Raw genomic sequence first — 24,761 nt, 5'->3', positions numbered from 1 at the left:
CGACCCGCGAACCCCTTCCCATGACCGAACACGATCTTTTGGCCCAACCAGCGGCCGACTACATGAATGAGGCCCAGCAGCGCTTCTTCCGCGAATTGTTGCTGGCTCAGCGTGATGACCTGCAAGCCCGTATCGATGCTGAGTTCCAGGCACTGCGCGAGCAGGAAACCAACAGCGACCTGGCGGATATCGGCAGTGCCGAAGAGCAACGCCAATGGCAATTGCGCCTGCTCGAGCGCGAAAAGAAGCTGTTGGACAAGATCGACGATGCCCTGGAATTGCTGGCCCGTGGCGAATACGGCTGGTGCCGTGAAACCGGCGAACCCATCGGCCTGCAACGCCTGCTGCTGCGCCCCACCGCCACCTTGTGTATCGAAGCCAAAGAACGTGAAGAGCTGCGCGAACGCCATAAACGGGCAGTTTGACCGGCCAACCTTGATGAGGAATACCTGATGCCCAATCGTCTCCCTGTGACCGTGTTGTCCGGCTTTCTCGGCGCCGGTAAAAGCACGTTGCTCAATTATGTCCTACGCAACCGCGACAACCTGCGGGTGGCGGTGATCGTCAACGACATGAGCGAAATCAACATCGACGGCAGCGAGGTACAGCGCGACGTCACGCTCAATCGTTCGGAAGAAAAACTGGTGGAGATGAGCAATGGCTGCATTTGCTGCACCTTGCGTGAAGACTTGCTTGAAGAGGTTGGAAAACTCGCCAAAGAAGGTCGTTTCGATTACCTGCTGATCGAATCCACCGGTATTTCCGAACCTTTGCCCGTGGCCGAAACCTTCACGTTTCGCGATGAAAACGAGCAAAGCCTGGCCGACATTGCACGCCTGGACACCATGGTCACTGTGGTCGACGGTATGAATTTCCTGCTCGACTACCAGGCTGCAGAAAGCCTGGCTTCACGGGGCGAAAGCCTCGGTGAGGAGGATGAACGTTCCATCACCGACCTGTTGATCGAACAGATCGAATTCGCCGACGTCATCCTGATCAGCAAGATCGACCTGATCAGCAGCCGCGAGCGCGAAGAACTGATGGCCATCCTCGAGCGCCTCAACGCCCAGGCGGAAATCATCCCGATGGTCATGGGCGAAGTGCCGCTGAACAAGATCCTCAACACTGGCCGTTTCGACTTCGAACGCGCCGCCCAGGCCCCGGGCTGGTTGCAGGAATTGCGCGGTGAGCATGTGCCGGAAACCGAAGAATACGGCATAGCGTCCACGGCTTACCGTGCGCGCCGGCCTTTCCATCCACAGCGGTTTTTCGACTTTATCGACCGCCCCTGGGTCAACGGCAAGCTGTTGCGCTCCAAGGGTTTCTTCTGGTTGGCGAGCAAACATCAGGATGCGGGCAGTTGGTCCCAGGCGGGCGGGCTGATGCGTCATGGGTTTGCCGGGCGTTGGTGGCGGTTTGTGCCGAAAAGCCAGTGGCCTCAGGACGAAGAAAGCGTGGCGGCGATCATGACTAACTGGCAGTTGAGCACGGGTGACTGCCGTCAGGAACTGGTGTTTATCGGGCAAAACATCGATTTTGTCCAGATGCGTACCGAGTTGGACGCCTGCTTGCTCAACGATGAAGAAATGGCCCTGGGTGTCGAAGGTTGGCGCCAGCTACCCGACCCGTTTGGCCCTTGGTATGAGCAGGTCGCCTGATGCTGGCCCCGGTCATTCCCCTGCGCCCCGTCATCCGCCAGACACATGGGGAAACGCCGCTGGCGCTGTCCGATATCCTCAATGACGGCGTCAACCTGGCCATCTGGCAGCGCCAACTGCCCCTGCATATCGCTGAGTTTGGCGCTTTGCTGGTGGCGCTCAATGAACCGTTGGCCGAGTCCTTGGTGGTCGAGTTGGTTAGCGAAGACTGCGTGCCGAACTTGCAAGGTTTGGCGTCCAGTTGTCGCGATCTTGAAGGCTACGATGGGTTTATCGCCGATGTGTCGTGGCTGGTCAGTGCATTCGCCTGCCTGCTGGGCGCCAAGCGCATCGGCGTGCGTTTACGGCTGTTGGACAAGGCCATGTGCCCGCGTTTTCACGTCGATCACGTGCCGGTTCGGCTGATCACCACCTACGCCGGTATCGGTAGCCAATGGTTGCGTGAAGGCGTCATGGACCGGCGCACATTGGGCCAGGCGGATGCCGAGCCCACTGAGCGCATCGAGCAGATCCACTACGGTGAAGTGGCGCTGCTCAAAGGCACCAAATGGCACGGCAATGAAGGGCACGGCCTGATCCATCGTTCGCCGGCGCTCAAGGCCGATGAGCGACGGTTGATCCTGACGCTGGATTGGCTGGCATAACCGCGTAGGATCAAACGCTCTAAACGGCCTGAACCATGCCTCTTATGCTGCAGAACATTCCTACCCATGTGATTGCCGGGCCCTTGGGCGCCGGCAAGACCAGCCTGATCAAGCACCTGCTTGCCCAGCGCCCGGCCAACGAGCGCTGGGCGGTGCTGATCAACGAGTTCGGCCAGATCGGCCTGGATGCAGCCTTACTCACCCAAGACGATGACGGTATCGCCCTGGGCGAGGTGGCAGGCGGCTGTTTGTGTTGTGTGAACGGCGCACCGTTCCAGGTAGGGCTGGGCCGCTTGTTGCGTAAGGCTAAGCCGGACCGGCTGTTTATTGAACCCTCAGGCCTGGGCCATCCGGCGCAATTGCTCAAGCAACTGCGGCAGGCGCCATGGCAAGACGTGCTGGCCGTGCAGCCTTGCGTGCTGGTACTCGATGCCCAGGCATTGGCGGCGGGCAGGCCGTTGCCCCAGGCACAGCAGGAGGCGTTGACCAGTGCCGGCCTGCTGGTGCTGAACAAGGACGAGACGCTGACTGCTACGCAACGTCAGGCGATCGAAGCGCAATTACCCGATTGCCCGCGCCATTGGACATGCCAGGCGCAATTGCCACTCGACCGGTTGCCCGGTTTGAAAGCACAGGCCCAAGTAGCTGTGGATAATTTCGACGTGCCTGAAGCGGTGGGGCAAATGCCGGCGATCTGGAGCGACCCTGGGCTGCCGATCTGTTTGAGCCAGAGCCAGGAGGGCGGCTGGAGCATTGGCTGGCGCTGGCACCCAAGCCAGCGATTCGATGTCAGCCGTCTGCATCAGTGGCTATCGAGTATCGACTGGCGCCGTGCCAAATTGGTTATCCACAGCGTTGACGGCTGGGTGTCCGCCAACGCTGTGGATGACAGCCCACTGCACTGGCAACCCAGCGCTTGGCGGCGCGATTCACGTGTTGAGTTGATCTTCAGCGCACCACAGGACGTGGCCGCATTGCAAAGCGCCCTGGCAGCCTGCCGTTACTGATGTTTCTTGCTGGCGTGGTCCTGGCGCCACTGGCTCAATTCGATGATCTCGGCGCTGGGCAGCGGCTCCTTGGTTTCGAACGGGTAGGGCGCCAGTTCGATCTGCGCGCTGTGGGCGCCGAATTGGGTGATGACCCCAGCATGCCGGGTTTCGCCGGTCACCGTGAACTCGAAATTATAGATGCGCGCCAGGCGTCGGCGGCCATTGGCATCCTTGACGAAACCGATGCGTTTGAGCGCCACGGCACCGTCAAGCAGCTCGATATCGAGCTTGGCGCAATGCTGCTTGACCCGCGCCAGCGCCCGTTCACGCAGGCCGTGGTTGTGCCAAACCCAGGCGGCGCCGGTGGCCAGCAGCATCAAGACGAAGATGTTTCCCAGGGTCAGCATTCCATGAACTCCAACAAAGTGAGCGCAGCTTAACTGTGTCGCCGGTCTGTCGTACAGGCTGCGTTTAGTCGCATACTGCTCGGCCAGAAATTCAACGGTTTTACGGAAATCTCCCGCATGAAACGTACACCTCACCTGCTTGCGATCCAGTCTCATGTGGTCTTCGGCCACGCCGGAAACAGCGCCGCCGTGTTCCCCATGCAGCGGGTCGGGGTGAATGTCTGGCCGCTCAACACGGTGCAGTTTTCCAACCACACACAGTATGGACAGTGGGCGGGCGAAGTGTTGGCGCCGCTGCAAATTCCTGCGCTGGTGGAGGGTATTGCCGCGATTGGCGAGCTGGGCAACTGTGATGCGGTGCTGTCCGGATACCTGGGCAGTGCAGACCAGGGCCGTGCCATCCTCAGCGGTGTGGCACGCATCAAGGCGATCAACCCCAAGGCGCTGTACCTGTGCGACCCGGTGATGGGCCACCCGGAAAAGGGTTGCATCGTGCCGCAGGAGGTCAGCGATTTCCTCTTGGATGAGGCTGCCGCCATGGCGGACTTCCTGTGCCCCAACCAACTGGAGCTGGACAGTTTTGCCGGGCGCAAGCCGCAATCGCTGTTCGATTGCCTGGCGATGGCCAAGGCCTTGCTGGCGCGCGGGCCCAAGGCTGTGTTGGTCAAGCACCTGGATTACCCAGGCAAACTGCCAGAAGGGTTTGAAATGCTGTTGGTGACGGCCGACGGCAGTTGGCACTTGCGTCGGCCCCTGCTGGCGTTTCCGCGTCAGCCAGTGGGCGTGGGCGACCTGACGTCCGGGCTGTTCCTGGCGCGGGTACTGTTGGGGGATAGCCTGGTGGCCGCTTTTGAGTTCACCGCTGCGGCCGTGCATGAAGTGCTGCTGGAAACCCAGGCCTGCGCCAGTTATGAACTGGAACTGGTGCGGGCCCAGGACCGTATTGCCCACCCTCGTGTGCGCTTCGAAGCCACACCGATCAGCCTGTAAGCACACAAAACCCAATGTGGGAGCGGGCTTGCCCGCGATGGCGGAGTCTCAGTCAAAGCGATGTCGACTGAACCACTGCTATCGCGGGCAAGCCCGCTCCCACACGTTTTTGAGTTGATTCGCCGCTTGGAGTTTACGGCGCGTCGGCTTTGATTTCCCGGTAGCGCTTTTCCAGTTCCTGGCGAATCTGCCGACGTTGCTGAGCCTGCACAAAGCGGCGCTTGTCCTCGCTGTTCTGCGGCTGCAAGGGCGGTACGGCGGCAGGTTTGCGCTGGTCGTCCACGGCCACCATGGTGAAGAAGCAGCTGTTGGTATGGCGCACCGAGCGTTCGCGGATGTTCTCGGTCACCACCTTGATGCCCACTTCCATCGACGTATTGCCGGTGTAGTTGACTGACGCGAGGAAGGTCACCAGCTCACCGACATGAATCGGCTCGCGAAAAATCACCTGGTCCACCGACAGCGTGACCACATAACGACCGGCATAACGGCTGGCGCAGGCGTAGGCCACTTCGTCGAGGTACTTGAGCAGCGTGCCGCCGTGCACATTGCCAGAGAAGTTGGCCATGTCAGGGGTCATCAGTACCGTCATCGACAACTGGGCGTTTCCGGGTTCCATAGCACACTCACGGGTTGTAGGCATTGGTTGGGGGGAGGCACCTCTGCGGGTACTCAAAATCTTTGCAGCGCCATCCCTAACGGGACGCCGTCAGGCGGCTTGCCGTCACGCGTGCAGCGATCTGTTTCCATATATTGCACCGGCTTTCCAGCAGAAGTCGCGGTGTTACCCTTCAAAAGCCCTTCTCAGGGCTTTTCTTACGATCAAGGCAGACTTTTCCGACCCTTCAAAGGCGCGGCCGGAAGTGGGAAAAGCGCCGGCACCCTCAAGGAGCCCCTCGCCATGCACGCCATCAGCTTTATCCAGGACTTGGCCGTGATCATGCTGGTGGCAGGGGTGGTCACCATCCTGTTTCACCGCTTTAAGCAGCCGGTGGTGCTGGGCTACATCGTTGCCGGCTTCATTATCGGCCCCCACACCCCGCCGTTTGGCCTGATCCACGATGAAGACACGATCAAGACCCTGGCGGAGTTGGGAGTCATCTTCCTGATGTTCTGCCTGGGCCTGGAATTCAGCCTGCGCAAGCTTTTCAAGGTAGGGGCCACGGCGTTTATCGCGGCGTTCCTGGAAATCGTGTTGATGATCTGGATCGGCTACGAGATCGGCCGCTGGTTCGACTGGAGCACTATGGACTCGCTGTTCCTCGGCGCGATCCTGGCAATCTCCTCGACCACCATTATCGTCAAGGCCCTCAACGACCTGAAGATGAAAGACCAGCGGTTCGCCCAGCTGATTTTCGGTGTGCTGATTGTGGAGGACATCCTGGGTATCGGCATCATTGCGTTGCTGTCGAGCATTGCGGTGAGTGGCACGGTCAGCTCCGGCGAGGTGTTCTCCACGGTCGGCAAGCTCTCGCTGTTCATGGTTGTCGCCCTGGTGATTGGTATTTTGCTGGTGCCGCGCCTGCTGGCTTATGTGGCCAAGTTTGAAAGCAACGAGATGCTGCTGATCACTGTATTGGGGCTGTGCTTCGGTTTCTGCCTGTTGGTGGTGAAGTTGGAATACAGCATGGTGCTCGGGGCCTTTTTGATCGGCGCAATCATGGCTGAATCCCGCCAGTTGATTAAGATCGAGGGCCTGATCGAGCCCGTTCGCGACATGTTCAGCGCAATTTTCTTCGTGGCGATTGGCTTGATGATCGACCCGCAGATTCTGCTGCAATACGCCTGGCCCATTGCGGTGATCACCGTGGCCGTGGTGCTGGGCAAGATGCTGTCGTGCGGGCTGGGCGCGTTTATCGCCGGCAACGATGGTCGCACCTCGCTGCGGGTTGGTATGGGGCTGTCACAAATTGGCGAGTTTTCTTTCATCATCGCGGCGCTGGGGATGACCCTGCAGGTCACCAGCGACTTTCTGTATCCCGTGGCGGTGGCCGTTTCGGCGATCACCACGCTGCTGACGCCCTACCTGATTCGCGGAGCCGACCCGCTATCATTGAAGATCGCCGCACTGATGCCCACGCGAATGAGCCGAGTTTTCGGCATGTATGGAGAATGGTTGCGCAGCATTCAGCCCCAGGGCGAGGGGGCGATGTTGGCCGCGATGATCCGCAAGATCATCCTGCAAGTCGGGGTAAACCTGGCATTGGTGATCGCAATCTTCTTTGCCGGCAGCTTTTTCGCAGGGCGCATCGGTGGGTATCTGGAAGGCTGGGTCAGCGATCAAAGCTGGCAGAAGGCGTTGATCTGGGGCGGGGCGCTGCTAGTGTCGTTGCCGTTTCTGATTGCGGCGTATCGCAAGCTCAAGGCGCTGTCGATGCTGCTGGCGGAGATGAGCGTGAAGCCAGAGATGGCCGGGCGTCATACCCAGCGTGTGCGAAGGGTGATTGCGGAGCTGATCCCCCTCTTGTCGCTGCTGGTGATCTTCCTGCTATTGGCAGCCTTGTCGGCCAGTATTCTGCCGACCAACAAGTTGCTGGTGTTGATTGCCGTGGTCACGGCGGCGGTGGCTGCAGTGCTCTGGCGCTGGTTTATCCGTGTGCATACGCGGATGCAGGTTGCGTTGCTGGAGACGCTGGACAACCACAAGGATACGGAACACTGACTGGCGTTGGCGGGGGCTGCTTTGCAGCCCAGCGGGAGCAAGCTCCCTCGCCACAAAAGCTATCAAGTATCAGCTTTCCAGCCAGACGTCCCGTGCCCAGTGCCACACCGATTCCCAGGTTTCTTCGGTGACCAATTCTTCTTCGGCGGACCACAACACCACGGTGCCGTCTTCTTCGACGCAGTAGTAGTCGTCGCCGTCCTGGCAGATAGGGATCAGGCTGCGATCAACACCGGCATCCCAGGCGTTGGCCGCAACGTCCGGCAGGTAAGTGTGGGACTGCGGGTCGGTGACGGTCACTGGCTCCAGGCCGCCATAGACTACGTCGCTGACGGTCAGCAAGAATTCACGGAAGACAAAGGGGATGTCGATGAACAGTTGTTCCTCGATTTCCACCAGCAGGTCTTCGTCAGGTAGCTCCAAAGGAACCGGGACCGGTTCGTTGGCTTCACGCAGTTGTTCGATGATTTCTTCCACGGCCGGGATCCTCTTGCTAGATGGCGCGGTTTATAGGGGCGTTTTATACAGTAGCTCGCTATAAGTGCAACCGTGAAATAGAAAACCCCGGACATGTCCGGGGTTTTTGTTACCGCTTGCTCAAACGCGCAGGTATTAGCCGTTCTGGCGGATACCGGCGACCAGCCATGGCTGGTCGTCGCCCTGGGCGCGTTCCATGTTCCAGCTTTCGCTGAACACTTCGCCCTGGTCGAAACGCGAGGACTTCGACACACCGCTGAAGGTCAGGGTGGCGATGGTCTTGTCGGCACGATCGTCCACGCCATCGAGCTGTACGCGCAGGTCGTCGATGTAGGTCGACTGGAAGGCGTCACCGATCTCGGCACGTTCGCGCTTGAGGAACTCCAGCAGTTGCGGGGTCACGAACTCGGAGATCTTGTCCATTTCGTTGGCATCCCAGTGCTGCTGCAGGGACTGGAAGTGGCTGCGGGCCGCTTCGACGAAACGCTCTTCGTTGAACCAGGCCGGTGCGTTGATCACCGGACGGGCGGCAGGGGCTGCCGAACCACCGAAGATCGAACCCATGGCAGGCTTCTGTTCGAACGCTTCACGCTGCATCGGCGCGCCGGCTGGAGCGAGGTGCTCCTGCTGCTTGCGGCGACGGGCGGCGATAAAGCGGAAGACCAAAAAGGCGATGACGCCCATGATCAGGATGTCGAAGATCTGCATGCCCTGGAAGCCGTCGCCCATGAACATGGACGCGAGCAGGCCACCGGCGGCGATGCCGGCCAGTGGGCCCAGCCAGCGCGAAGCACCGCCGGCCTTGGCAGCAGCGCCAGCGGCACCGGCTGCGCCTGCAGTAGCCGCAGCACCGCCCGCACCGGCGGATGGAGCCATTTGGCTGGTCTGGTGAGTCGGTGCCGCGCCCGAGCTTTTGCCGCCACCGAAGCGTTTGGCGTTGGCGTCGAGGCTCATCGTCAGGCCGATGCACAACGCCATGGCGATGCTAAGAAAACGTTTCATATAGGGAATTCCCATTTGTGGATTGCACGCGCGCCATGTTGCACAGGTGTCGTGGCAGTGGCTAGCGGCATAATGTTTCGGGCTTTTGCGTAAGACCAAATCCGAAGGGTCTGTAGGACTAATTACAGATATTGGCCCGCACGCCTCTAAAACAAGGGAGGGCCAATAATCTTCATGTTACGCAGTGTTTCATGATGGTGGGCTTATTGTGGCCAGCTCAGACCGCTTCGAGCTTGGCGTAACCCATCATCAGCCACTTGCTGCCCTCGGCGAAGTTCACCTGCACCCGGGCCTGGGCGCCGGCGCCTTCGAAGTTGAGGATCACGCCTTCGCCGAAGATCGCATGCTTGACCTGCTGGCCCAGGCTGAACGGGGTTTCCGGTATTTCGGAACCGGCAAACATGCTGCTGGAGTTCTGTTGCTGGCCACCGCCGAACGGGCGGCTGACGCTGTTGGACAAGCGCACTTCCTGGATCAGCCCCTTGGGCACCTCACGTACGAAGCGCGACACCTTATTGTAGGTTTCGCTACCGTACAGGCGTCGGGTCTCGGCGTAGGTCATCACCAGGTTCTGCATCGCCCGGGTAATGCCCACGTAGGCCAGGCGGCGTTCTTCTTCAAGGCGGCCGGGTTCTTCCAGGCTCATCTTGTGAGGGAACAGGCCTTCCTCCATGCCCACCAGGAACACGTAAGGGAATTCCAGGCCTTTGGCGCTGTGCAAGGTCATCAGCTGGATGCTGTCTTCATGCTCGTCGGCCTGGGTATCGCCGGCTTCCAGCGAGGCGTGGCCCAGGAAGGCGGCGAGCGGCGTCAGCTCTTCGTCGTCCTCGGTGTTTTCGAACGCGCGGGCGGCGCTGACCAGTTCCTCAAGGTTTTCTACCCGGGCCTGGCCTTTCTCGCCTTTTTCCGCTTCGTGATAGGCGATCAGCCCGGACTGCTCGATCACGGTCTGAGTCATCAGGTGCAGTGGCATCTCTGCGCACTTGGCGGCCAGGTTCTCGATCAGCTCGACAAACACCCCCAACGCCCCGGCAGCACGGCCAGTCAGGCCTTTGTTGGCGATCAGCAAGCGCATGGCTTCCCACATCGACACATCGGCATGGCGCGCATGGTCGCGGATCGCTTCAACGGTTTTCTCGCCAATGCCACGCGCCGGGATATTGATCACCCGCTCCAGCGCCGCATCGTTACCACGGCCCTCAAGCAAACGCAGGTAGGCCATGGCGTTCTTGATTTCGGCACGTTCGAAGAAGCGCTGGCCGCCATAGATGCGGTAGGGGATGCGCTCGCGCAGCAACGCTTCTTCCAGTACCCGCGATTGGGCGTTGGAACGGTACAGAATCGCGATATCGCTACGGGCCAGGCCGGTTTTCAGTGCGCTTTCGATGGTTTCCACCACATAGCGCGCTTCATCGTGCTCATTGAACGCCGCGTACAGGTTGATCGCTTCGCCTTCCCCGCCGTCGGTCCACAACTCTTTGCCCAGGCGCCCGGTGTTGTTGGCGATCAAGGCGTTGGCCGCCTTGAGGATCCCGGCGGTGGAGCGGTAATTCTGCTCCAGGCGGATGGTCACCGCGTCCGGGAAGTCTTCGGAATACTGGTAGATGTTCTCGATTTTCGCGCCGCGCCAGCCGTAGATCGACTGGTCGTCATCGCCCACCACCATCAGGCTGTCGCCGCCCTTGGCCAGCAGGCGCAACCAGGCGTACTGCACGGCGTTGGTGTCCTGGAACTCGTCCACCAGGATATGGCGGAAGCGTTTCTGGTAATGGGCCAGCAAACCGGGGTTGTCGCGCCACAGGTCGAGGGCACGCAGCAGCAGTTCGGAGAAGTCGATGACGCCGGCGCGCACGCAGGCCGCTTCATAGGCCTCATAAATGCTGCGCATGGTGGCCAGGAACAGGTCGCCGCTGGCCTGGATATGTTGCGGGCGCAGGCCCTCGTCTTTCTGGCCGTTGATAAACCACTGCGCCTGACGCGCCGGCCAGCGTTGTTCGTCCAGGCCCAGTTCGCGGATCACGCGCTTGACCAGGCGTTGCTGGTCGTCGCTGTCGAGAATCTGGAAGGTCTGGCTCAGCCCCGCTTCCTGCCAATGCGCCCGCAACAGGCGGTGCGCCAGGCCGTGGAAAGTGCCTACCCACATGCCGGCCGGGCTGATGCCCATCAACTGCTCGATGCGATGACGCATCTCGGCAGCGGCCTTGTTGGTGAAGGTCACCGACAGGATGGAATGCGGGGACGCGTTTTCGACCTGGATCAACCAGGCGATACGGTGCACCAGCACTCGGGTTTTACCGGAGCCAGCACCGGCCAGGACCAACTGACGGCCAACGGGGGCCGCTACGGCCTGGCGTTGGGCATCGTTGAGGGAGTTCAGCAAAAGAGAGAGATCATCGCGCATCGGCGCATTCTATGGGCCTTGGGGGGCCTGGGCAAATCCCAATGCCGGATGGTCGATGCAAAACGCCTGCAGGCTAGCGACGCGGCGAACATTCTGACGGGGGTGATGACCGGTTGGTCATCGGCCGCAACCCGTGCCGTGTCTTGCTCAAGCGGTCTGGACCAAAGGTTTGCGGCCAATCGCAGCAGGTTTTTTATGACTTGTAGCAGTTTGGCCCAGGCGCTTGCTTGTGTATGCTCCGTCGACGTTTCGGGCTCACCATTATAAGAACACCGCCTATGACCCTTAGCACCGACCTGTTTGGCCCCTCGCCGGCCCCAGCACAGGTCATCCGTAAACACTATGCAACCCAAATCGCGGTTGAGCGCACGCGCCTGCTCTATCAGGGCTCGTTGCTGCCGACGCTGCTGATGCTGGTCAACGGGCTGGTCTGCGCCTGGTTGCTGTGGAACCCCAATCAATACCTGCTGGACAGCGTCTGGCTGCTCTGGCTGCTGGCCCTGGTGGCGATGCGCGTGATTCAAGTAGCGGCCTTTGACTCGGCCATGCCCAGCCGGCAGGCCCAGCCCGTGTGGCGCCGTATGTTCATGCTCGGCTCGGCGGTCAGTGGCCTGACCCTCTCGGCTGCGGCCATTGCCCTGGTGCCCACGGACAGTTTCATGCATCAAGCCTGGGTGTTTGGCCTGATCGGCGCCGCCACCTTGTCGGCCAGCGTTGCCTATGCCGTGAGCTTTTGGGCCTACCTGTCGTTTGCCTTGCCGTGCCTGGTGCCGGCCATCGTCTACCTGTTCTGGAATGGCACACCGCAGCAACAAGGCTGGGGCGTGCTCGGGCTGATCCTGCTGGCGTCCCTGAGCCTGGTGGCGTGGCAAGTCAACCGCCTGATCCAGCGCGGGTTGTTGCGCCGTTTCCAGAACCAGGCCCTGATCGAGCATTTACAGCAGGCGCAGCAACGCAGTGAGCAGTTGAACCAGGACCTGGTGCGCGAAGTCGAGCAGCGCCGCGAGGTGGAGCAGAACTTGCGTGAAGCCCAAGTCGGCTTGCAAGACCGTGTGGCGCAACGCAGCCAACAATTGGATGCTGCCAGCCTCGCCTTGAGTAAAAGCGAAGCGCGCCTGGCCATGGCCCTGCAAGCCAGTGAACTGGGCCTGTGGGACTGGAACCTGCAAACCGACGAGGTCCACCACACGCAACTCAAGGAGTTGTTTGGCCTGGAGCCCGGATACGTCACGGCGATGCTCAGCCACCTCAAACCGCGCCTGCACCCCGACGATCTGCCACTGCTCAAGCACGCGCTGGTAGAGCATCTCAAGGGTCGCAGCGAGGACTATCAGGTGGAATACCGGATACGTCATGGCGATGGGCATTGGGTGTGGATCGAAGACCGCGGGCGCGCCGTGGAGCGCACGCCCAGTGGCCGCGTTATCCGTATGCTGGGCACGCGTCGCGATATCAGTGCCAGCAAGGCCGTAGAAGAGCAGCAACGCCTGGCTTCGACGGTGTTCGAGGCGGCCAGCGAAGGCATTGTGATCCTCGACCCGAACTACGCGCTGATCGCCGTGAACCAGGCGTTCAGCCGCGTCACCGGCTTTGACATCGACGACATGCTTGGCCGCAACGTCGTGGAACTGCCCTGCAGTCGCGATGCGCGGCGCCACTTCCCGCTGATCCGCCAGGCATTGCTCAGCCACGGCACCTGGCAGGGCGAATTGGTGGAGACGCGCAAGAACGGCGAACTGTACCCGCAGTGGCTACAACTGAGCGTGGTGCGCGATGTGCGGGGAAACGTCAGTCATATCGTAGGCTTCTTCGCCGATCTGTCCGCCCGGCGCGAGTCGGAGGAGCGCATGCGCTACCTCACCCACTATGACGAGTTGACGGGCCTGGCCAACCGTTCGCTGTTTCGCGAACGGCTGCGCGAGGCTCACCAGCGCGTGCGCCAAGGCGGTCGCAGCCTTGCGCTGCTGCATATCAACCTCGACCGCTTCAAATTGCTTAATGACAGCCTGGGCCATGAAGTGGCCGACCAACTGCTGCAGAAAATGGCGCGGCGCTTGATCAACGCGCTGCCGGAGGCCGACACCATTGCGCGCCTGTCCGGTGATGAATTCGCCGTGTTGTTTGACGCCTATGGCAACCTATCGAGCCTGGCGCGGGTGGCGACCCGGCTGCTGGCGAAATTGCGCGTGCCGGTGAATGTGGAGGGGCATGAACTGGTGGTCAGCGCCTCGATGGGCGTCAGCCTGTTGCCGGATAACGCACGGGAAATTTCTGCACTGGTCAGCCAGGCGAATATGGCGATGCAGCACGCCAAGCATTTGGGCGGGAATAATTTCCAGTTCTTCACCGACAGCCTGCAAGCCAGCACCCTGGAGCGTTTGCAGCTGGAAAACCACCTGCGTAAAGCCATCGACGAGCGTCAGCTCACGGTGTTTTACCAACCCAAGCTGTGCCTGGCCACGGGCAAGCTGAAGGCTGCCGAGGCGTTGGTCCGCTGGGAGCATCCGCAATGGGGCATGGTGCCGCCGAGCGACTTTATCGGTTTGGCGGAAGAAACCGGCTTGATCGTGCCGTTGGGCGAATTTGTGCTGCGCCAGGCCTGCTGGCAGGCCTGCGAATGGCAGCGTCAGGGGCTGGCGCCGATTCGCGTGTCGGTCAACTTGTCGGTGCATCAGCTGCGCCAGGGCAAGCTGGTCAGCCTGGTACGCCAAGTGCTGGAAGAAACCGCACTGGACCCGCAATACCTGGAGCTGGAACTGACCGAAAGCCAGTTGCTCGACAGCGTTGAACACATCATCGCTACCTTCCAGCAACTGCGTGACCTGGGGGTGAAGCTGGCCATCGACGACTTTGGCACCGGTTACTCATCCCTCAGCTACCTCAAGCGTATTCCGGTGGACTACGTAAAGATCGACCAGGCCTTTATTCGCGGGCTTGGTCAGGGACGCGAGGATGCGGCAATCACCCGTGCGATCATCGCCATGGCCCACGGGTTGGCGCTCAAGGTAGTGGCCGAAGGCGTGGAGGATCAGCAGCAGCTGGATTTCCTGCGCGGCGAGCAGTGTGACGAGGTACAGGGTTACCTGATCAGCCCGCCCATGCGGGCCGAGGGGCTGGCAGATTTGTTACGTAAAAATGCAGATTTTTCTTAGCGCAGCGTAGGCCGCCTTTATGGCTACATAGCGCCTGCCCGCTGAATCAGGGGGGAGTAGGGCGATTTAGTGATGCATCACACGGGCAAAACGACAATTCTTGTAGTATAACTACAAGCTTGCTACATCCCTGGCGCCTGCCAATAACAAGAGTCCTGCCCTTTGAACCTGTTGCAACATATCGCCCAGTCGCGCCACCTGTTACGCAAATCGGAACTCAAGGTTGCCGATCATGTGCTGCTTGACCCTGCGGCCGTGATGCACAGTTCCATGGCCGACCTGGCCCACAGCGTGGGCATCAGTGAGCCGACCATCGTGCGCTTCTGTCGCGCCATTGGGTGCTCCGGGTTTCAGGATCTGAAACTCAAGCTGGCGCAAAGCCTGGCTGCTGGTGCGAGCTTCGGCCAGTTTGCAATCCATGAAGACGACTCCGTCGCCGACTACAGCCTGAAAATCTTTGACACCACCTTGCACACCTTGATGGAAGTGCGCGAGAAGCTCGACCCGGTGGAGCTGCAAAAGGCCGTGACCGCGATGTCCCAGGCCCAGCGCGTCGAGTTCTACGGCTTCGGTGCGTCCGGCGCGGTGGCGGCCGATGCCCAGCACAAGTTCTTCCGCCTGCTGCTGACCGCCGCGGCCTACAGCGACCCGCACATGCAGGCGATGTCGGCGGTGACCTTGAAGCCCACAGACGTGGCCATCTGCATTTCCCAATCAGGTCGTTCCAAAGACCTGCTGATCACCGCCAACCTGGTGCGTGAAAGCGGCGCTTCGCTGATCACCCTGTGCCCAAGCCAGACGCCATTGGCGGAGCTCTCCACGGTGAATCTGGCGATCGACGTGCATGAAGACACCGAAATCTACACGCCGCTGACCTCGCGCATTGCCCACCTGGTGGTCATCGACGTGTTGGCGATGGGCGTGGCCATGGCCCGTGGCCCGAGCCTGGTCAACCACCTCAAGAGCGTGAAGCGCAGTTTGCGCAGCCTTCGCCTCTCGCCAAAATCCGTCAAAGCCCTCGATGACTGAGGGTCTGTGGGAGCTGGCTTGCCTGCTCCCACATGGATTTGCGCCAGCTTCGCAAGATTCATCATCCTGTAACCCCCGCGCCGCCAAACCGTCATCCCCCGCGCCCATCCTGTACTCCCCGTACTCGCATTGGGAGACTCCAAATGACCCGGCCCTACGAAGACAGCAACAGCACCGTCAAGACCCGTCGTCAGCAGGAAGACCAGCGCCGCATGGCGTTCCGTCGCGCCATCGAAGATCGTTGCGAGGAGCGCCAGTTGCTCCAGAGCATCAGTGACTACCCGGAACTGCATTGGCAGGCACCCGTGGCTGCCCAGCGAAACGCTCAGCCAACGCGCTGATCTGCACCCGTTCGCTGCGAATAAAGCCCAGGAACGCATGGGCCACCGGTGACAGGCGTTTAGCCTTGGCCTGCACCAGGCACCAACTGCGGTACAGCGGCAGTTCTTCCACCGGCAGCTCCTTGAGCCCGCCGGTGGCCAGCTCCAGGTTCAAGGCGTGGCGCGTCAGCAGGGCCACGCCCAACCCTGCCGCCACACACTCACGCTGCGCCTCCGCCGAGGCCACTTCTACCGTTTGGGTGAAGTGCACGCGTTTTTCCTTGAAGTATTCTTCGCAGGCCAGCCGCGTGCCAGAGCCCGGTTCGCGGATGAGCAGGGTATAAGGCTCCAGGTCTTGCAGGCGCAGCGGCCCTTGCAGGCTCAAGGGATGATCCGGCAATGCCACGGCCACAATCGGATTGTTGAGAAACGGCAGGAACTCCAGGCCCATGTCCTGGGGCACCATGGACATGATCACCAGGTCATCACGGTTGTCCGAGAGCCGGCGGATTACCTGGGCACGGTTGACCACCGTGAGCTGCAATTGCACTTCCGGATGCTGGCGCTTGAAGGCGGCGAACAGGTGCGGCACGAAATACTTGGCGCTGGACTCCACCGCCAGTTTCAGTTGGCCTTGCAGTGAACCCTGCATGTCCGACAGCTGCATATCGAGGTTTTCCAGGCGCCCGAAAATATCGCGGCTGGCCCGTTGCAAGGCTTCGGCGGCCTCGGTCATGTAGAGTTTTTTGCCGACATAGTCGAACAGCGGCTGGCCGACCAGTTCTTCCAGCTGGCGAATTTGCAGGCTGACCGCCGGTTGGGTGAGTGACATTTCCTCGGCGGCACGGCTGTAGGAACGCAAATCACACACTTCATTGAAGATCTGCAATTGACGCAATGTCATACGCATCAATGACTTACGCATTTTATAAGCCCTTAGCTCTCCGGTCGTCCGGCCAACTATAAGTCTTTACTTATACACAACCCAATAATTATTGATTTTTGTTAATTCTCCTGTGCGCATAGTGTGTGTCTCGCGACTGTCATGAAACATTTGGTCACGCGCCGACCCGCCTCAAGCGGGTCGAAGAACGCAGCAATCGGCTCAAGGGAATTTCCAAGTGATAAAAAAGATCCTGATCGCCAACCGTGGTGAAATTGCCGTACGAATCGTGCGTGCCTGCGCCGAGATGGGCATTCGCTCGGTCGCGGTTTATTCGGACGCCGACCGCCACGCGTTGCACGTCAAGCGTGCCGACGAAGCCCACAGCATCGGTGCCGAGCCACTGGCCGGTTACCTGAACCCGCGCAAGCTGGTGAACCTGGCGGTGGAAACCGGCTGCGATGCGCTACACCCCGGCTACGGCTTCCTGTCGGAAAACGCCGAATTGGCAGATATCTGTGCCGAGCGCGGCATCAAGTTCATCGGCCCGTCGGCAGAAGTGATTCGCCGCATGGGCGACAAGACCGAAGCGCGCCGCAGCATGATCAAGGCCGGTGTGCCAGTCACGCCGGGCACCGAAGGCAACGTTGCCGACATCCATGAAGCCCTCACCGAAGGCGACCGTATCGGTTACCCGGTGATGCTCAAGGCCACCTCCGGTGGTGGCGGCCGTGGCATTCGTCGTTGCAACAGTCGCGAAGAACTCGAGCAAGCCTTCCCCCGCGTGATTTCCGAAGCCACCAAGGCCTTCGGTTCGGCGGAAGTGTTCCTGGAAAAATGCATCGTCAATCCCAAGCACATCGAGGCGCAGATCCTCGGTGACAGCTTTGGCAACGTGGTGCACCTGTTCGAGCGTGATTGCTCGATCCAGCGTCGCAACCAGAAGCTGATCGAAATTGCCCCCAGCCCACAGCTGACCCCCGAACAGCGCGCCTACATCGGCGACCTGTCGGTGCGCGCGGCCAAGGCTGTGGGCTACGAGAACGCCGGTACCGTGGAGTTCCTGCTCGCCGAGGGCGAGGTGTACTTCATGGAGATGAACACGCGGGTGCAGGTGGAACACACCATCACCGAAGAAATCACCGGCATCGATATCGTTCGCGAGCAAATCCGCATCGCCTCCGGCCTGCCGTTGTCGGTCAAGCAGGAAGACATCCAGCACCGGGGTTTCGCGTTGCAGTTTCGTATCAACGCCGAAGACCCGAAGAACAACTTCCTCCCAAGCTTCGGCAAGATCACCCGTTACTACGCCCCCGGCGGTCCCGGCGTGCGGACTGACACGGCGATCTACACCGGTTACACCATCCCGCCGTTCTACGACTCCATGTGCCTGAAACTGGTGGTGTGGGCGTTGACCTGGGAAGAAGCCATGGACCGCGGCCTGCGTGCCCTGGACGACATGCGCCTGCAAGGCGTGAAGACGACCGCCGCCTACTACCAGGAAATCTTGCGCAACCCGGAATTCCGTAGCGGCCAGTTCAATACAAGCTTTGTGGAAAGCCACCCTGAGCTGACCAACTACTCGATCAAGCGCAAACCCGAAGAGCTGGCCCTGGCCATCGCCGCCGCCATCGCCGCCCACGCAGGCCTGTGAGGAATATAACAATGAGCAAGAAGATCTTCGTAACCGACACCATCCTGCGCGACGCCCACCAATCGTTGCTGGCCACCCGCATGCGCACCGACGACATGCTGCCGATCTGCGACAAGCTCGACAAAGTCGGCTACTGGTCCCTGGAAGTCTGGGGCGGCGCAACCTTCGACGCCTGTGTGCGCTTCCTCAAGGAAGACCCGTGGGAGCGCCTGCGCCAACTGCGCGCCGCACTGCCTAACACGCGCCTTCAAATGCTGCTGCGCGGCCAGAACCTGCTGGGCTACCGCCATTACAGCGACGACGTGGTCAAGGCCTTCGTGGCCAAGGCGGCGGTCAACGGTATCGACGTGTTCCGCATTTTCGATGCGATGAACGATGTGCGTAACCTGCGCGTGGCCATTGAAGCGGTCAAGGCCGCTGGCAAACATGCACAAGGCACCATCGCCTACACCACCAGCCCAGTGCATACCGTGGAAGCGTTCGTGGCCCAGGCCAAGCAATTGGAAGCCATGGGCTGCGACTCCATCGCGATCAAGGACATGGCCGGCCTGCTCACGCCCTACGCCACTGGCGAACTGGTCAAGGCACTCAAAGCCGAGCAGAATCTGCCGATCTTCATCCACTCCCACGACACCGCCGGTCTGGCCGCGATGTGCCAACTCAAGGCCATCGAAAACGGTGCCGACCATATCGACACGGCCATCTCCAGCTTTGCCTGGGGCACCAGCCATCCGGGCACCGAGTCGATGGTAGCGGCCCTTAAAGGCAGCGAGTTCGACACCGGCCTCGACCTGGAACTGCTGCAAGAGATCGGCCTGTACTTCTACGCCGTGCGCAAGAAGTACCACCAGTTCGAGAGCGAATTCACCGCCGTCGACACCCGTGTGCAAGTCAACCAGGTGCCGGGCGGGATGATCTCCAACCTGGCCAACCAGCTCAAAGAGCAGGGCGCTCTTAACCGCATGAGTGAAGTGTTGGCCGAGATTCCACGAGTGCGTGAAGACCTTGGCTTCCCGCCGCTGGTAACGCCGACCTCGCAGATCGTCGGTACCCAGGCGTTCTTCAACGTGCTGGCCGGTGAGCGCTACAAGACCATCACCAACGAAGTGAAGCTCTATCTGCAAGGCGGTTACGGCAAGGCGCCTGGCACGGTGAACGAAAAACTGCGCCGCCAGGCCATCGGCAGCGAAGACGTCATCGACGTGCGCCCGGCGGATTTGCTCAAGCCGGAAATGACCAAGCTGCGCGGTGAAATCGGCGCATTGGCCAAGTCCGAAGAAGACGTGCTGACCTACGCCATGTTCCCGGACATCGGGCGCAAGTTCCTCGAAGAGCGCGACGCCGGCACCTTGGCTCCTGAAGTGCTGTTGCCGATCCCTGAAGCGGGCGGCGTGGCCCGTGCTGGCGGCGAAGGCGTACCGACCGAATTCGTTATCGACGTGCACGGCGAAAGCTACCGCGTGGATATCACCGGTGTCGGCGTGAAGGCCGAAGGCAAGCGTCACTTCTACCTGTCCATCGACGGCATGCCGGAAGAAGTGGTGTTCGAACCGCTCAACGAGTTTGTCAGCAGCGGCGGCAGCAAGCGCAAGCATGCCACCGAACCGGGCCATGTCAGCACGGCGATGCCGGGCAATATCGTCGATGTGCTGGTCAAGGTCGGCGACGTGGTCAAGGCCGGCCAGGCCGTGCTGATTACCGAAGCCATGAAGATGGAAACCGAAGTGCAGGCAGCGATTGCCGGCAAGGTGAGCGCTGTACATGTGGCCAAGGGCGACCGGGTGAATCCTGGCGAAATCCTGATTGAGATCGAAGGCTGATCACAGCCTTCGAGACTGACGTTTAATCCTCGGGGGGGCAGGTGCTCCCCTTTTTTTTCGCCTGAAATTCAGGCGTTCCCGGGCTTAGAAGCTCATTTTCCACTGGCCCATCAGGCCTTGGTCGTGGCCATGGTTGCCGGCTTGGCTGGTATAGGTCAGGCCGACGCTGTGTTGGGTGGACAAGGCAAGGTCCAGGCCTGCTTGCAAGTCAAAGCTATCGCGGTCCAGGGCGGTGCCAGTGATGGTGTAACCGTCGATCAGGCCTGGCGCATAGCGCGAGGTTTGGCGGACCTGGCTATTGACGTCGCCATACAGGTGCTTCCAGCTCGTACTTAGGTGAGGCGTGAGGCTCATGTTGTTGTCGAAGCGATACAGCGTTGCCAGGCGCAGGCCAAAGGTGCTGTTCAAGTTTCGCTGGGTTTGTGGGCCGACGTTCAATGCGCTTACGCCGCCGCTCTCTTTGAAACGGTCGCGCTGATAGCGTTGGTAGCCGAGGCCGACGAAGGGTTCGACAGTGGAATCACCGCTGCCCAATTGATAGCCGAGTTCGGAGAACAGTGTCTGGCTGCTGGCGTTGTATTTGCTTTTGAGCGAGTCGTGGTAATTGAGCAGGCTGACGCTGCGTTTGTTCTGCCCGGCATGGTTGCTGTAGATCGCCCCCAGGCGCAGGGCGAAGGGGCCGTCCTGGTGCACGGCGTAGCCGCCCAAGTGCCAGCTGTCCAGGTTGGCGGCATAACGCGGGGCATCGAAGTGGCTGGAGGTCTTGGCGCCCATGACACCCACCCGCCAGGCATGGTCGAGCGCCCAGTCGGCGCCCAGCAACAGGCCTTGGGTATCGTGCTTCAAGCCGGCGCTGCCGTGTTGTGCGTCTAGGCTGCCGCCGTTGCCCAGGCCTTGCACCCAGAAGTGGCCGTCGTCGTCAGTAGGCAGTGTGCGCAGGGTGGCGAGCAATTGGCGGCTCAGGTGCTGGGTGGTGGCCTGGGTTGCGGTGGCCAGGTTGGCGTTTTGGCTGGCGGCCAGTTGCTCAAGGGCTGCGCCGATCCCTCCGGGTTGCTTGCTCAATTGCTCAAGTGATTTTTGCAGCTCCTTGAGGTCTTCCGAGTCCAACTCGCCGGAGGCCACCAGTTGAATCACTGCCGGCTCCAGCACCTTGGCGACCTGCAGGCCGTTGTGCGAAGTGGCCTGCTGGGTGAGGAATCCGTCGAAGGGCGGTGGAATGGGCGGCGCTTCGAACTTGGGTATAAACGCCCCGCTATAGTCGGTGGCGTCGTAGGGATGGTTCTCATAGGGCTTGTATTCGATATCGCCTCGCGCGTGGGCGGGCTGAAAACTCGCGGCCACTGCCAGGCCGATGACGATTGCGGTTCTTTGAAGTGTAAAGGGCATGAATTCCCAACCTCTGATGAATGAGGCCGGGAATTTAGGCGAGGTGCGGGGGGATAACTGTCAGGCTATCGACCACCGTTTTGCGGGAGTTGTCTCTAGTACGGTGCGATTAAAAACTCATCTGCCATTGGCCGGTCAGCGCATGGTTGCGGCTGTTGCTGCCCACTTCGCCGGTATAGCCCAGGCCCAGGCGATGACGGACGGATAAGCCTACGTCCAGGCCCGCTTCGAGCAACAGGCTGTCCCGATCCAGCGCACTGCCTTGCACATTGAAGACGGTGCCACCGGCCAGGAAAGCCTGGCGTGTGGTGCTGTCGACATCGCCATAGGTGTGCTTCCAGCCAACGCTGGCACGGGGTGTGAGGCTGACGCCGTTGTCCAGCTGGCTCAGGTGCGCCAGGCGAAGGCCGAAGGTGCTGCTGAAGTTGTCCTGGGTCTGGCCCTCGACATGCAACGCAGCGGCGCCGCCTTTTTCGTTATAGCCGTCGCGTTGGTAGCGCTGGTAGCCGAGGTTGGCGAACGGTTCTGCGCTCAAGCGGCCACTACCCATGGCGTAGCCCAGTTCAGCGAAAGCCTGCTGGCTGTTGGCGTCATAGTCGCCCTTGGGGCGGTCGTTAAAACCGTTGAAGGCCACCGTGCGTTTATTGTCGCCCTGATGCCCGCTGTAGGCCGCACCCAGGCGCAAGGCCAGTGGGCCGCTCTGGCGCAGGGCATAGACGCCGGCGTGCCAGCTGTCGACGCTGCCGTCCACACCGGTGGTGTCCAGGTCGGTCTTGGAGTAACCGCCCAGCACACCCAGGCGCCAGTCACTATCCAGCGCCCAATCGGCGCCGAGCACTGTACCTTTGGTGCGTTGGGTCAAGCCGTTGCTGCCGTGCTCGCCATCGAGCTTGCCGTAGCTGCCGATGCCTTGCAGCCACAGGCGGCCGCGCGCGTTCGGGTCATTGAGGTTGCGCACCTCGGCGGGCACGCCGGTGGCGGCCAGTACCGGCGTATCTTGGTCATTGAGCCCCACCAGCAGTCCCGCACCGCCACCCACCTGGTGCATGGCGGCGAGCATGCTGTGGCCCACTTGCGCACTGGCATTGAGGGTGGCGCTGGTGAGGTTGGCGGTGCTACTGCCCGCCAGTTGCTCGATGGCTGCCCTGGCTGTGGCGGTGGTGGTATTGAGCAGGGCGTTGTACAGCGGGTTGTTCGTGCCCAGGCCTGCCAGGCTGTTGGCGGCGCTGGCGCCATTGCCGGTGCTGGCGAATTGGTTGAAGGCGATGTCGTTACGGGTGTATGTAAGGCCGACCTGAGTGGCGCTGTAATCCAGGGTTGGGGTCAGGAAGGCGTAGTCGCTGGTGACCTTGCCAAACGTGCCATTGATGCTGCCGGCTTGCAGCACGTTGTAATGGCTTTGCCAGGGGTAGGTGCCTTCGCCGGGGTTGACCGCCAGGGTCGCGCCATTGAGGTAAGCGGTGCCGCCGACCTTGATCGGCGCGCTGCTGCCGTCGGCGTTGACGCCATAGGCCAGGGTCGAGCCGCTGCCCATGCGCAAGTCGCGGTTGATGGTGGCGGTGCCCAACGCGGTGTTGGTCTGCAGGGTGCCGTTCACCACCAGGCTGCCCACCGAGCCGCCGCCGGCATACACACCGCCTGTGTCGACCGTCACGTTACCGGTAATCCCGCCTTGGTTGACCAGCTTGGCACCGCTGGAAATCTTGCCGCCGTCGCTGAAATCACCCTGGCCGGTCAACGTCCAGGTACCTTGCTTGACCTCCAGCCATTCAAGGTTGCGGCTGTCGCCAAAACTGCCCCCTGCGACGTCGTCCAGGGTCAGTCGGTCGTAACCGCTGCCGCCGTCCACCGTGCCGATAAAGCGGCTGCCGTTGCGCAAGATCAGCTGGTCATCGCCGCCGCCCAAATCCAGGGCCAGGCCATTACTGCCGCTGATCGTGCCGCTGTTGATGACCGTGTCGGCGTAGTTGCCGACGAACTTCACGCCAAAGCCATCCAGGCCCTGAATCGTGCCGTGGTTCTCCAGGATGGTAGCCGCGAGCCCCGGCCCGTCGCTGCCGTCGTCCACCAGGATGGCATTGTTGGCACCACTGATCAACGCGCCTTTGGCGTTGTAGAGAGAGCCACCGCCCAGGGCGATCCCTTCGCTGCCGTTGGCAAAGCCGTTCTTGTCGACACCCCCGGCGCCGACACCCTGGATGACGCCGTAGTTTTCGATATGGGCGATCTTGTCGATGTCCACGCCGTCACCGTCGCCATCCGGTTGCAGCCCGGAGAACGCGCCGGTGATGGTGCCGTGGTTGATCACAGTGCCGTCGCCATCGGAACCAAAGCCCGAGCCGTTGCGGCCGACCACCGTGCCGTAGTTGGTCAGCGTGGCGCCCTCGTCCGTGGTGATGCCATGGCGGCCACCGGAAATCAGGCCATAGTTGGTCACCGTCACGCCGCTGGCGGAGTCGATGTCCACGCCATCGAACTTGTCATCGCGGGAGAAGGTGTTGCCGGTGGAGATCTCACCGTAGTTAGTGATAGAGGCGTTGGCGCCAGTCTTCATGCCGTCGCTGGCCTCCCCGCGAATCAAGCCACCGGCACGGTTGATGATCGTGGTGGTGACGTTGCTGCTGCGCAGCGCATCCAGGTCCAGCCCTTGGCCGGTGGCCGAGCGAAGGGTGCCGCTGTTGTCGATCAGCACGCTGCCGCTGACAACGTTACTGTTGATGCGCAACGCATCATTGGCACCTTGAATCACCCCACCGGCAAGGTTGTAAATGCTGTACCTGCGCTCCCCGCTGACGTTCCCCGAACTGTCGATACCCCGACCGCCACTGGAGACCAGCTTGCCCGCGTTAGTCACCACCACCCCCGCACCGCGGGTGCCGTCCTTGAGCGTCACCGCCACCCCGGAGGTTGTAATGCTGCCAGGCGCCGACGTGGTCAACGTATCACTGCCACCCAGGGTTTGCCCCTGTGTCGTAGGCGTGTCGATCTGCAGGGTCTTGGCTACGGCTGCTTCAATGAAACCGCCGCTGGCCAACAGGGTGATGGCGAGCGCGAGGCGTTGTGGACACGGGGGCATGCTGGGCGACCTTGTTATGGCAAGCGAGTCGACTGGTATAGCGCAAGGTCGTTGCAGAAATGTGTCGCAGTGATGACGGTCAAGTCGTATGCATTAAATTGCATATCTCCAGGTCTTTCCCCTCCATATCTGCATTTTAATGCATATATAAAGACACTCTATGAGTGAGAAATGCACTATATTGCATGTGTTGCTCTCATCACTGCTTAGC

19 protein-coding genes are annotated in these 24,761 nt (G+C 61.0%); 11 read left to right on the top strand and 8 right to left on the bottom strand.

Annotated features, from left to right (window positions below; genetic code table 11):
• Positions 1–20 precede the first annotated feature (20 nt).
• The 4 genes from dksA to BT199_RS19040 are packed head-to-tail and all read left to right on the top strand — an operon-like array spanning position 21 to position 3,309.
• Positions 21–425 (top strand): RNA polymerase-binding protein DksA, encoded by a 405-nt coding sequence (gene dksA / locus BT199_RS19055; RefSeq protein WP_003195761.1) that lies wholly within the window; start codon positions 21–23, stop codon positions 423–425.
• A gap of 27 nt (positions 426–452) precedes the next feature.
• Entirely contained in the window at positions 453–1,658 is a 1,206-nt protein-coding gene (gene zigA / locus BT199_RS19050) for a zinc metallochaperone GTPase ZigA (RefSeq protein WP_072435280.1), read from the top strand.
• The gene (locus BT199_RS19045; protein WP_072435279.1) at positions 1,658–2,302 is read left to right on the top strand and encodes a DUF1826 domain-containing protein; all 645 of its coding nucleotides are present in this window, start codon (positions 1,658–1,660) and stop codon (positions 2,300–2,302) included. The genes zigA and BT199_RS19045 overlap by 1 nt, the downstream gene beginning before the upstream one ends.
• Before the next feature lie 44 nt (positions 2,303–2,346).
• Positions 2,347–3,309, top strand: coding sequence for a CobW family GTP-binding protein (locus BT199_RS19040; RefSeq protein WP_060766914.1), 963 nt, complete (start codon positions 2,347–2,349; stop codon positions 3,307–3,309).
• Here BT199_RS19040 and BT199_RS19035 read toward each other — a convergent pair.
• Positions 3,303–3,698, bottom strand: a complete 396-nt coding sequence (locus tag BT199_RS19035) for a DUF3301 domain-containing protein (protein WP_003195752.1) — start codon at positions 3,696–3,698, stop codon at positions 3,303–3,305. The genes BT199_RS19040 and BT199_RS19035 overlap by 7 nt on opposite strands.
• A gap of 117 nt (positions 3,699–3,815) precedes the next feature.
• Here BT199_RS19035 and pdxY point away from each other — a divergent pair, with 117 nt between their 5' ends.
• A complete protein-coding gene (gene pdxY, locus BT199_RS19030; protein ID WP_014720557.1) occupies positions 3,816–4,688 on the top strand; it encodes a pyridoxal kinase PdxY in 873 nt (290 codons plus the stop codon).
• A gap of 133 nt (positions 4,689–4,821) precedes the next feature.
• Here pdxY and BT199_RS19025 read toward each other — a convergent pair whose 3' ends face one another.
• Positions 4,822–5,307, bottom strand: coding sequence for an acyl-CoA thioesterase (locus BT199_RS19025; RefSeq protein ID WP_003195747.1), 486 nt, complete (start codon positions 5,305–5,307; stop codon positions 4,822–4,824).
• Positions 5,308–5,589: 282 nt separating this feature from the next.
• Here BT199_RS19025 and BT199_RS19020 point away from each other — a divergent pair, with 282 nt between their 5' ends.
• Positions 5,590–7,350, top strand: coding sequence for a cation:proton antiporter (locus BT199_RS19020; RefSeq protein WP_072435278.1), 1,761 nt, complete (start codon positions 5,590–5,592; stop codon positions 7,348–7,350).
• Positions 7,351–7,419: 69 nt separating this feature from the next.
• Here BT199_RS19020 and BT199_RS19015 read toward each other — a convergent pair whose 3' ends face one another.
• The 3 genes from BT199_RS19015 to uvrD form a co-directional block, all read right to left on the bottom strand.
• Positions 7,420–7,827 carry an SMI1/KNR4 family protein gene (locus BT199_RS19015; RefSeq protein WP_072435277.1) on the bottom strand — a complete coding sequence of 136 codons (408 nt, stop codon included), beginning with the start codon at positions 7,825–7,827 and terminating at the stop codon, positions 7,420–7,422.
• Positions 7,828–7,962: 135 nt separating this feature from the next.
• Positions 7,963–8,829: a Tim44 domain-containing protein gene (locus tag BT199_RS19010; protein ID WP_003195740.1), complete on the bottom strand. Its 867-nt coding sequence runs from the start codon at positions 8,827–8,829 to the stop codon at positions 7,963–7,965.
• Positions 8,830–9,046: 217 nt separating this feature from the next.
• Positions 9,047–11,230 (bottom strand): DNA helicase II, encoded by a 2,184-nt coding sequence (gene uvrD, locus BT199_RS19005; protein ID WP_014720554.1) that lies wholly within the window; start codon positions 11,228–11,230, stop codon positions 9,047–9,049.
• 278 nt (positions 11,231–11,508) lie between these two features.
• On the opposite strand from uvrD, the gene BT199_RS19000 reads away from it, so the two are divergent.
• From BT199_RS19000 to BT199_RS18990, 3 genes are all read left to right on the top strand, one after another.
• Positions 11,509–14,382, top strand: a complete 2,874-nt coding sequence (locus BT199_RS19000; RefSeq protein WP_072435276.1) for a putative bifunctional diguanylate cyclase/phosphodiesterase — start codon at positions 11,509–11,511, stop codon at positions 14,380–14,382.
• A gap of 162 nt (positions 14,383–14,544) precedes the next feature.
• A complete protein-coding gene (gene hexR, locus BT199_RS18995; protein WP_003177007.1) occupies positions 14,545–15,411 on the top strand; it encodes a transcriptional regulator HexR in 867 nt (288 codons plus the stop codon).
• Positions 15,412–15,554: 143 nt separating this feature from the next.
• Positions 15,555–15,752 (top strand): PA3496 family putative envelope integrity protein, encoded by a 198-nt coding sequence (locus BT199_RS18990; RefSeq protein WP_020302818.1) that lies wholly within the window; start codon positions 15,555–15,557, stop codon positions 15,750–15,752.
• Here the strand turns inward: BT199_RS18990 and BT199_RS18985 are convergent.
• Positions 15,682–16,656 carry a LysR family transcriptional regulator gene (locus BT199_RS18985; protein WP_014720552.1) on the bottom strand — a complete coding sequence of 325 codons (975 nt, stop codon included), beginning with the start codon at positions 16,654–16,656 and terminating at the stop codon, positions 15,682–15,684. The genes BT199_RS18990 and BT199_RS18985 overlap by 71 nt on opposite strands.
• Positions 16,657–16,852: 196 nt before the next feature.
• Here BT199_RS18985 and BT199_RS18980 point away from each other — a divergent pair, with 196 nt between their 5' ends.
• The gene (locus BT199_RS18980) at positions 16,853–18,268 is read left to right on the top strand and encodes an acetyl-CoA carboxylase biotin carboxylase subunit (RefSeq protein WP_003195732.1); all 1,416 of its coding nucleotides are present in this window, start codon (positions 16,853–16,855) and stop codon (positions 18,266–18,268) included.
• Between the two features lie 11 nt (positions 18,269–18,279).
• A complete protein-coding gene (gene oadA / locus BT199_RS18975; RefSeq protein WP_003195730.1) occupies positions 18,280–20,088 on the top strand; it encodes a sodium-extruding oxaloacetate decarboxylase subunit alpha in 1,809 nt (602 codons plus the stop codon).
• Positions 20,089–20,172: 84 nt separating this feature from the next.
• Here oadA and BT199_RS18970 read toward each other — a convergent pair whose 3' ends face one another.
• A complete protein-coding gene (locus BT199_RS18970; protein WP_072435275.1) occupies positions 20,173–21,474 on the bottom strand; it encodes an autotransporter outer membrane beta-barrel domain-containing protein in 1,302 nt (433 codons plus the stop codon).
• Positions 21,475–21,583: 109 nt separating this feature from the next.
• Complete coding sequence (locus BT199_RS18965) at positions 21,584–24,550, bottom strand: autotransporter outer membrane beta-barrel domain-containing protein (protein WP_072435274.1); 2,967 nt, start codon at positions 24,548–24,550, stop codon at positions 21,584–21,586.
• Positions 24,551–24,761: the final 211 nt, after the last annotated feature.

This window comes from Pseudomonas sp. NFR02, from assembly GCF_900119375.1.
GTDB lineage: Bacteria > Pseudomonadota > Gammaproteobacteria > Pseudomonadales > Pseudomonadaceae > Aquipseudomonas > Aquipseudomonas paracarnis.
This window is presented reverse-complemented; position numbering and strand designations above follow the sequence as displayed.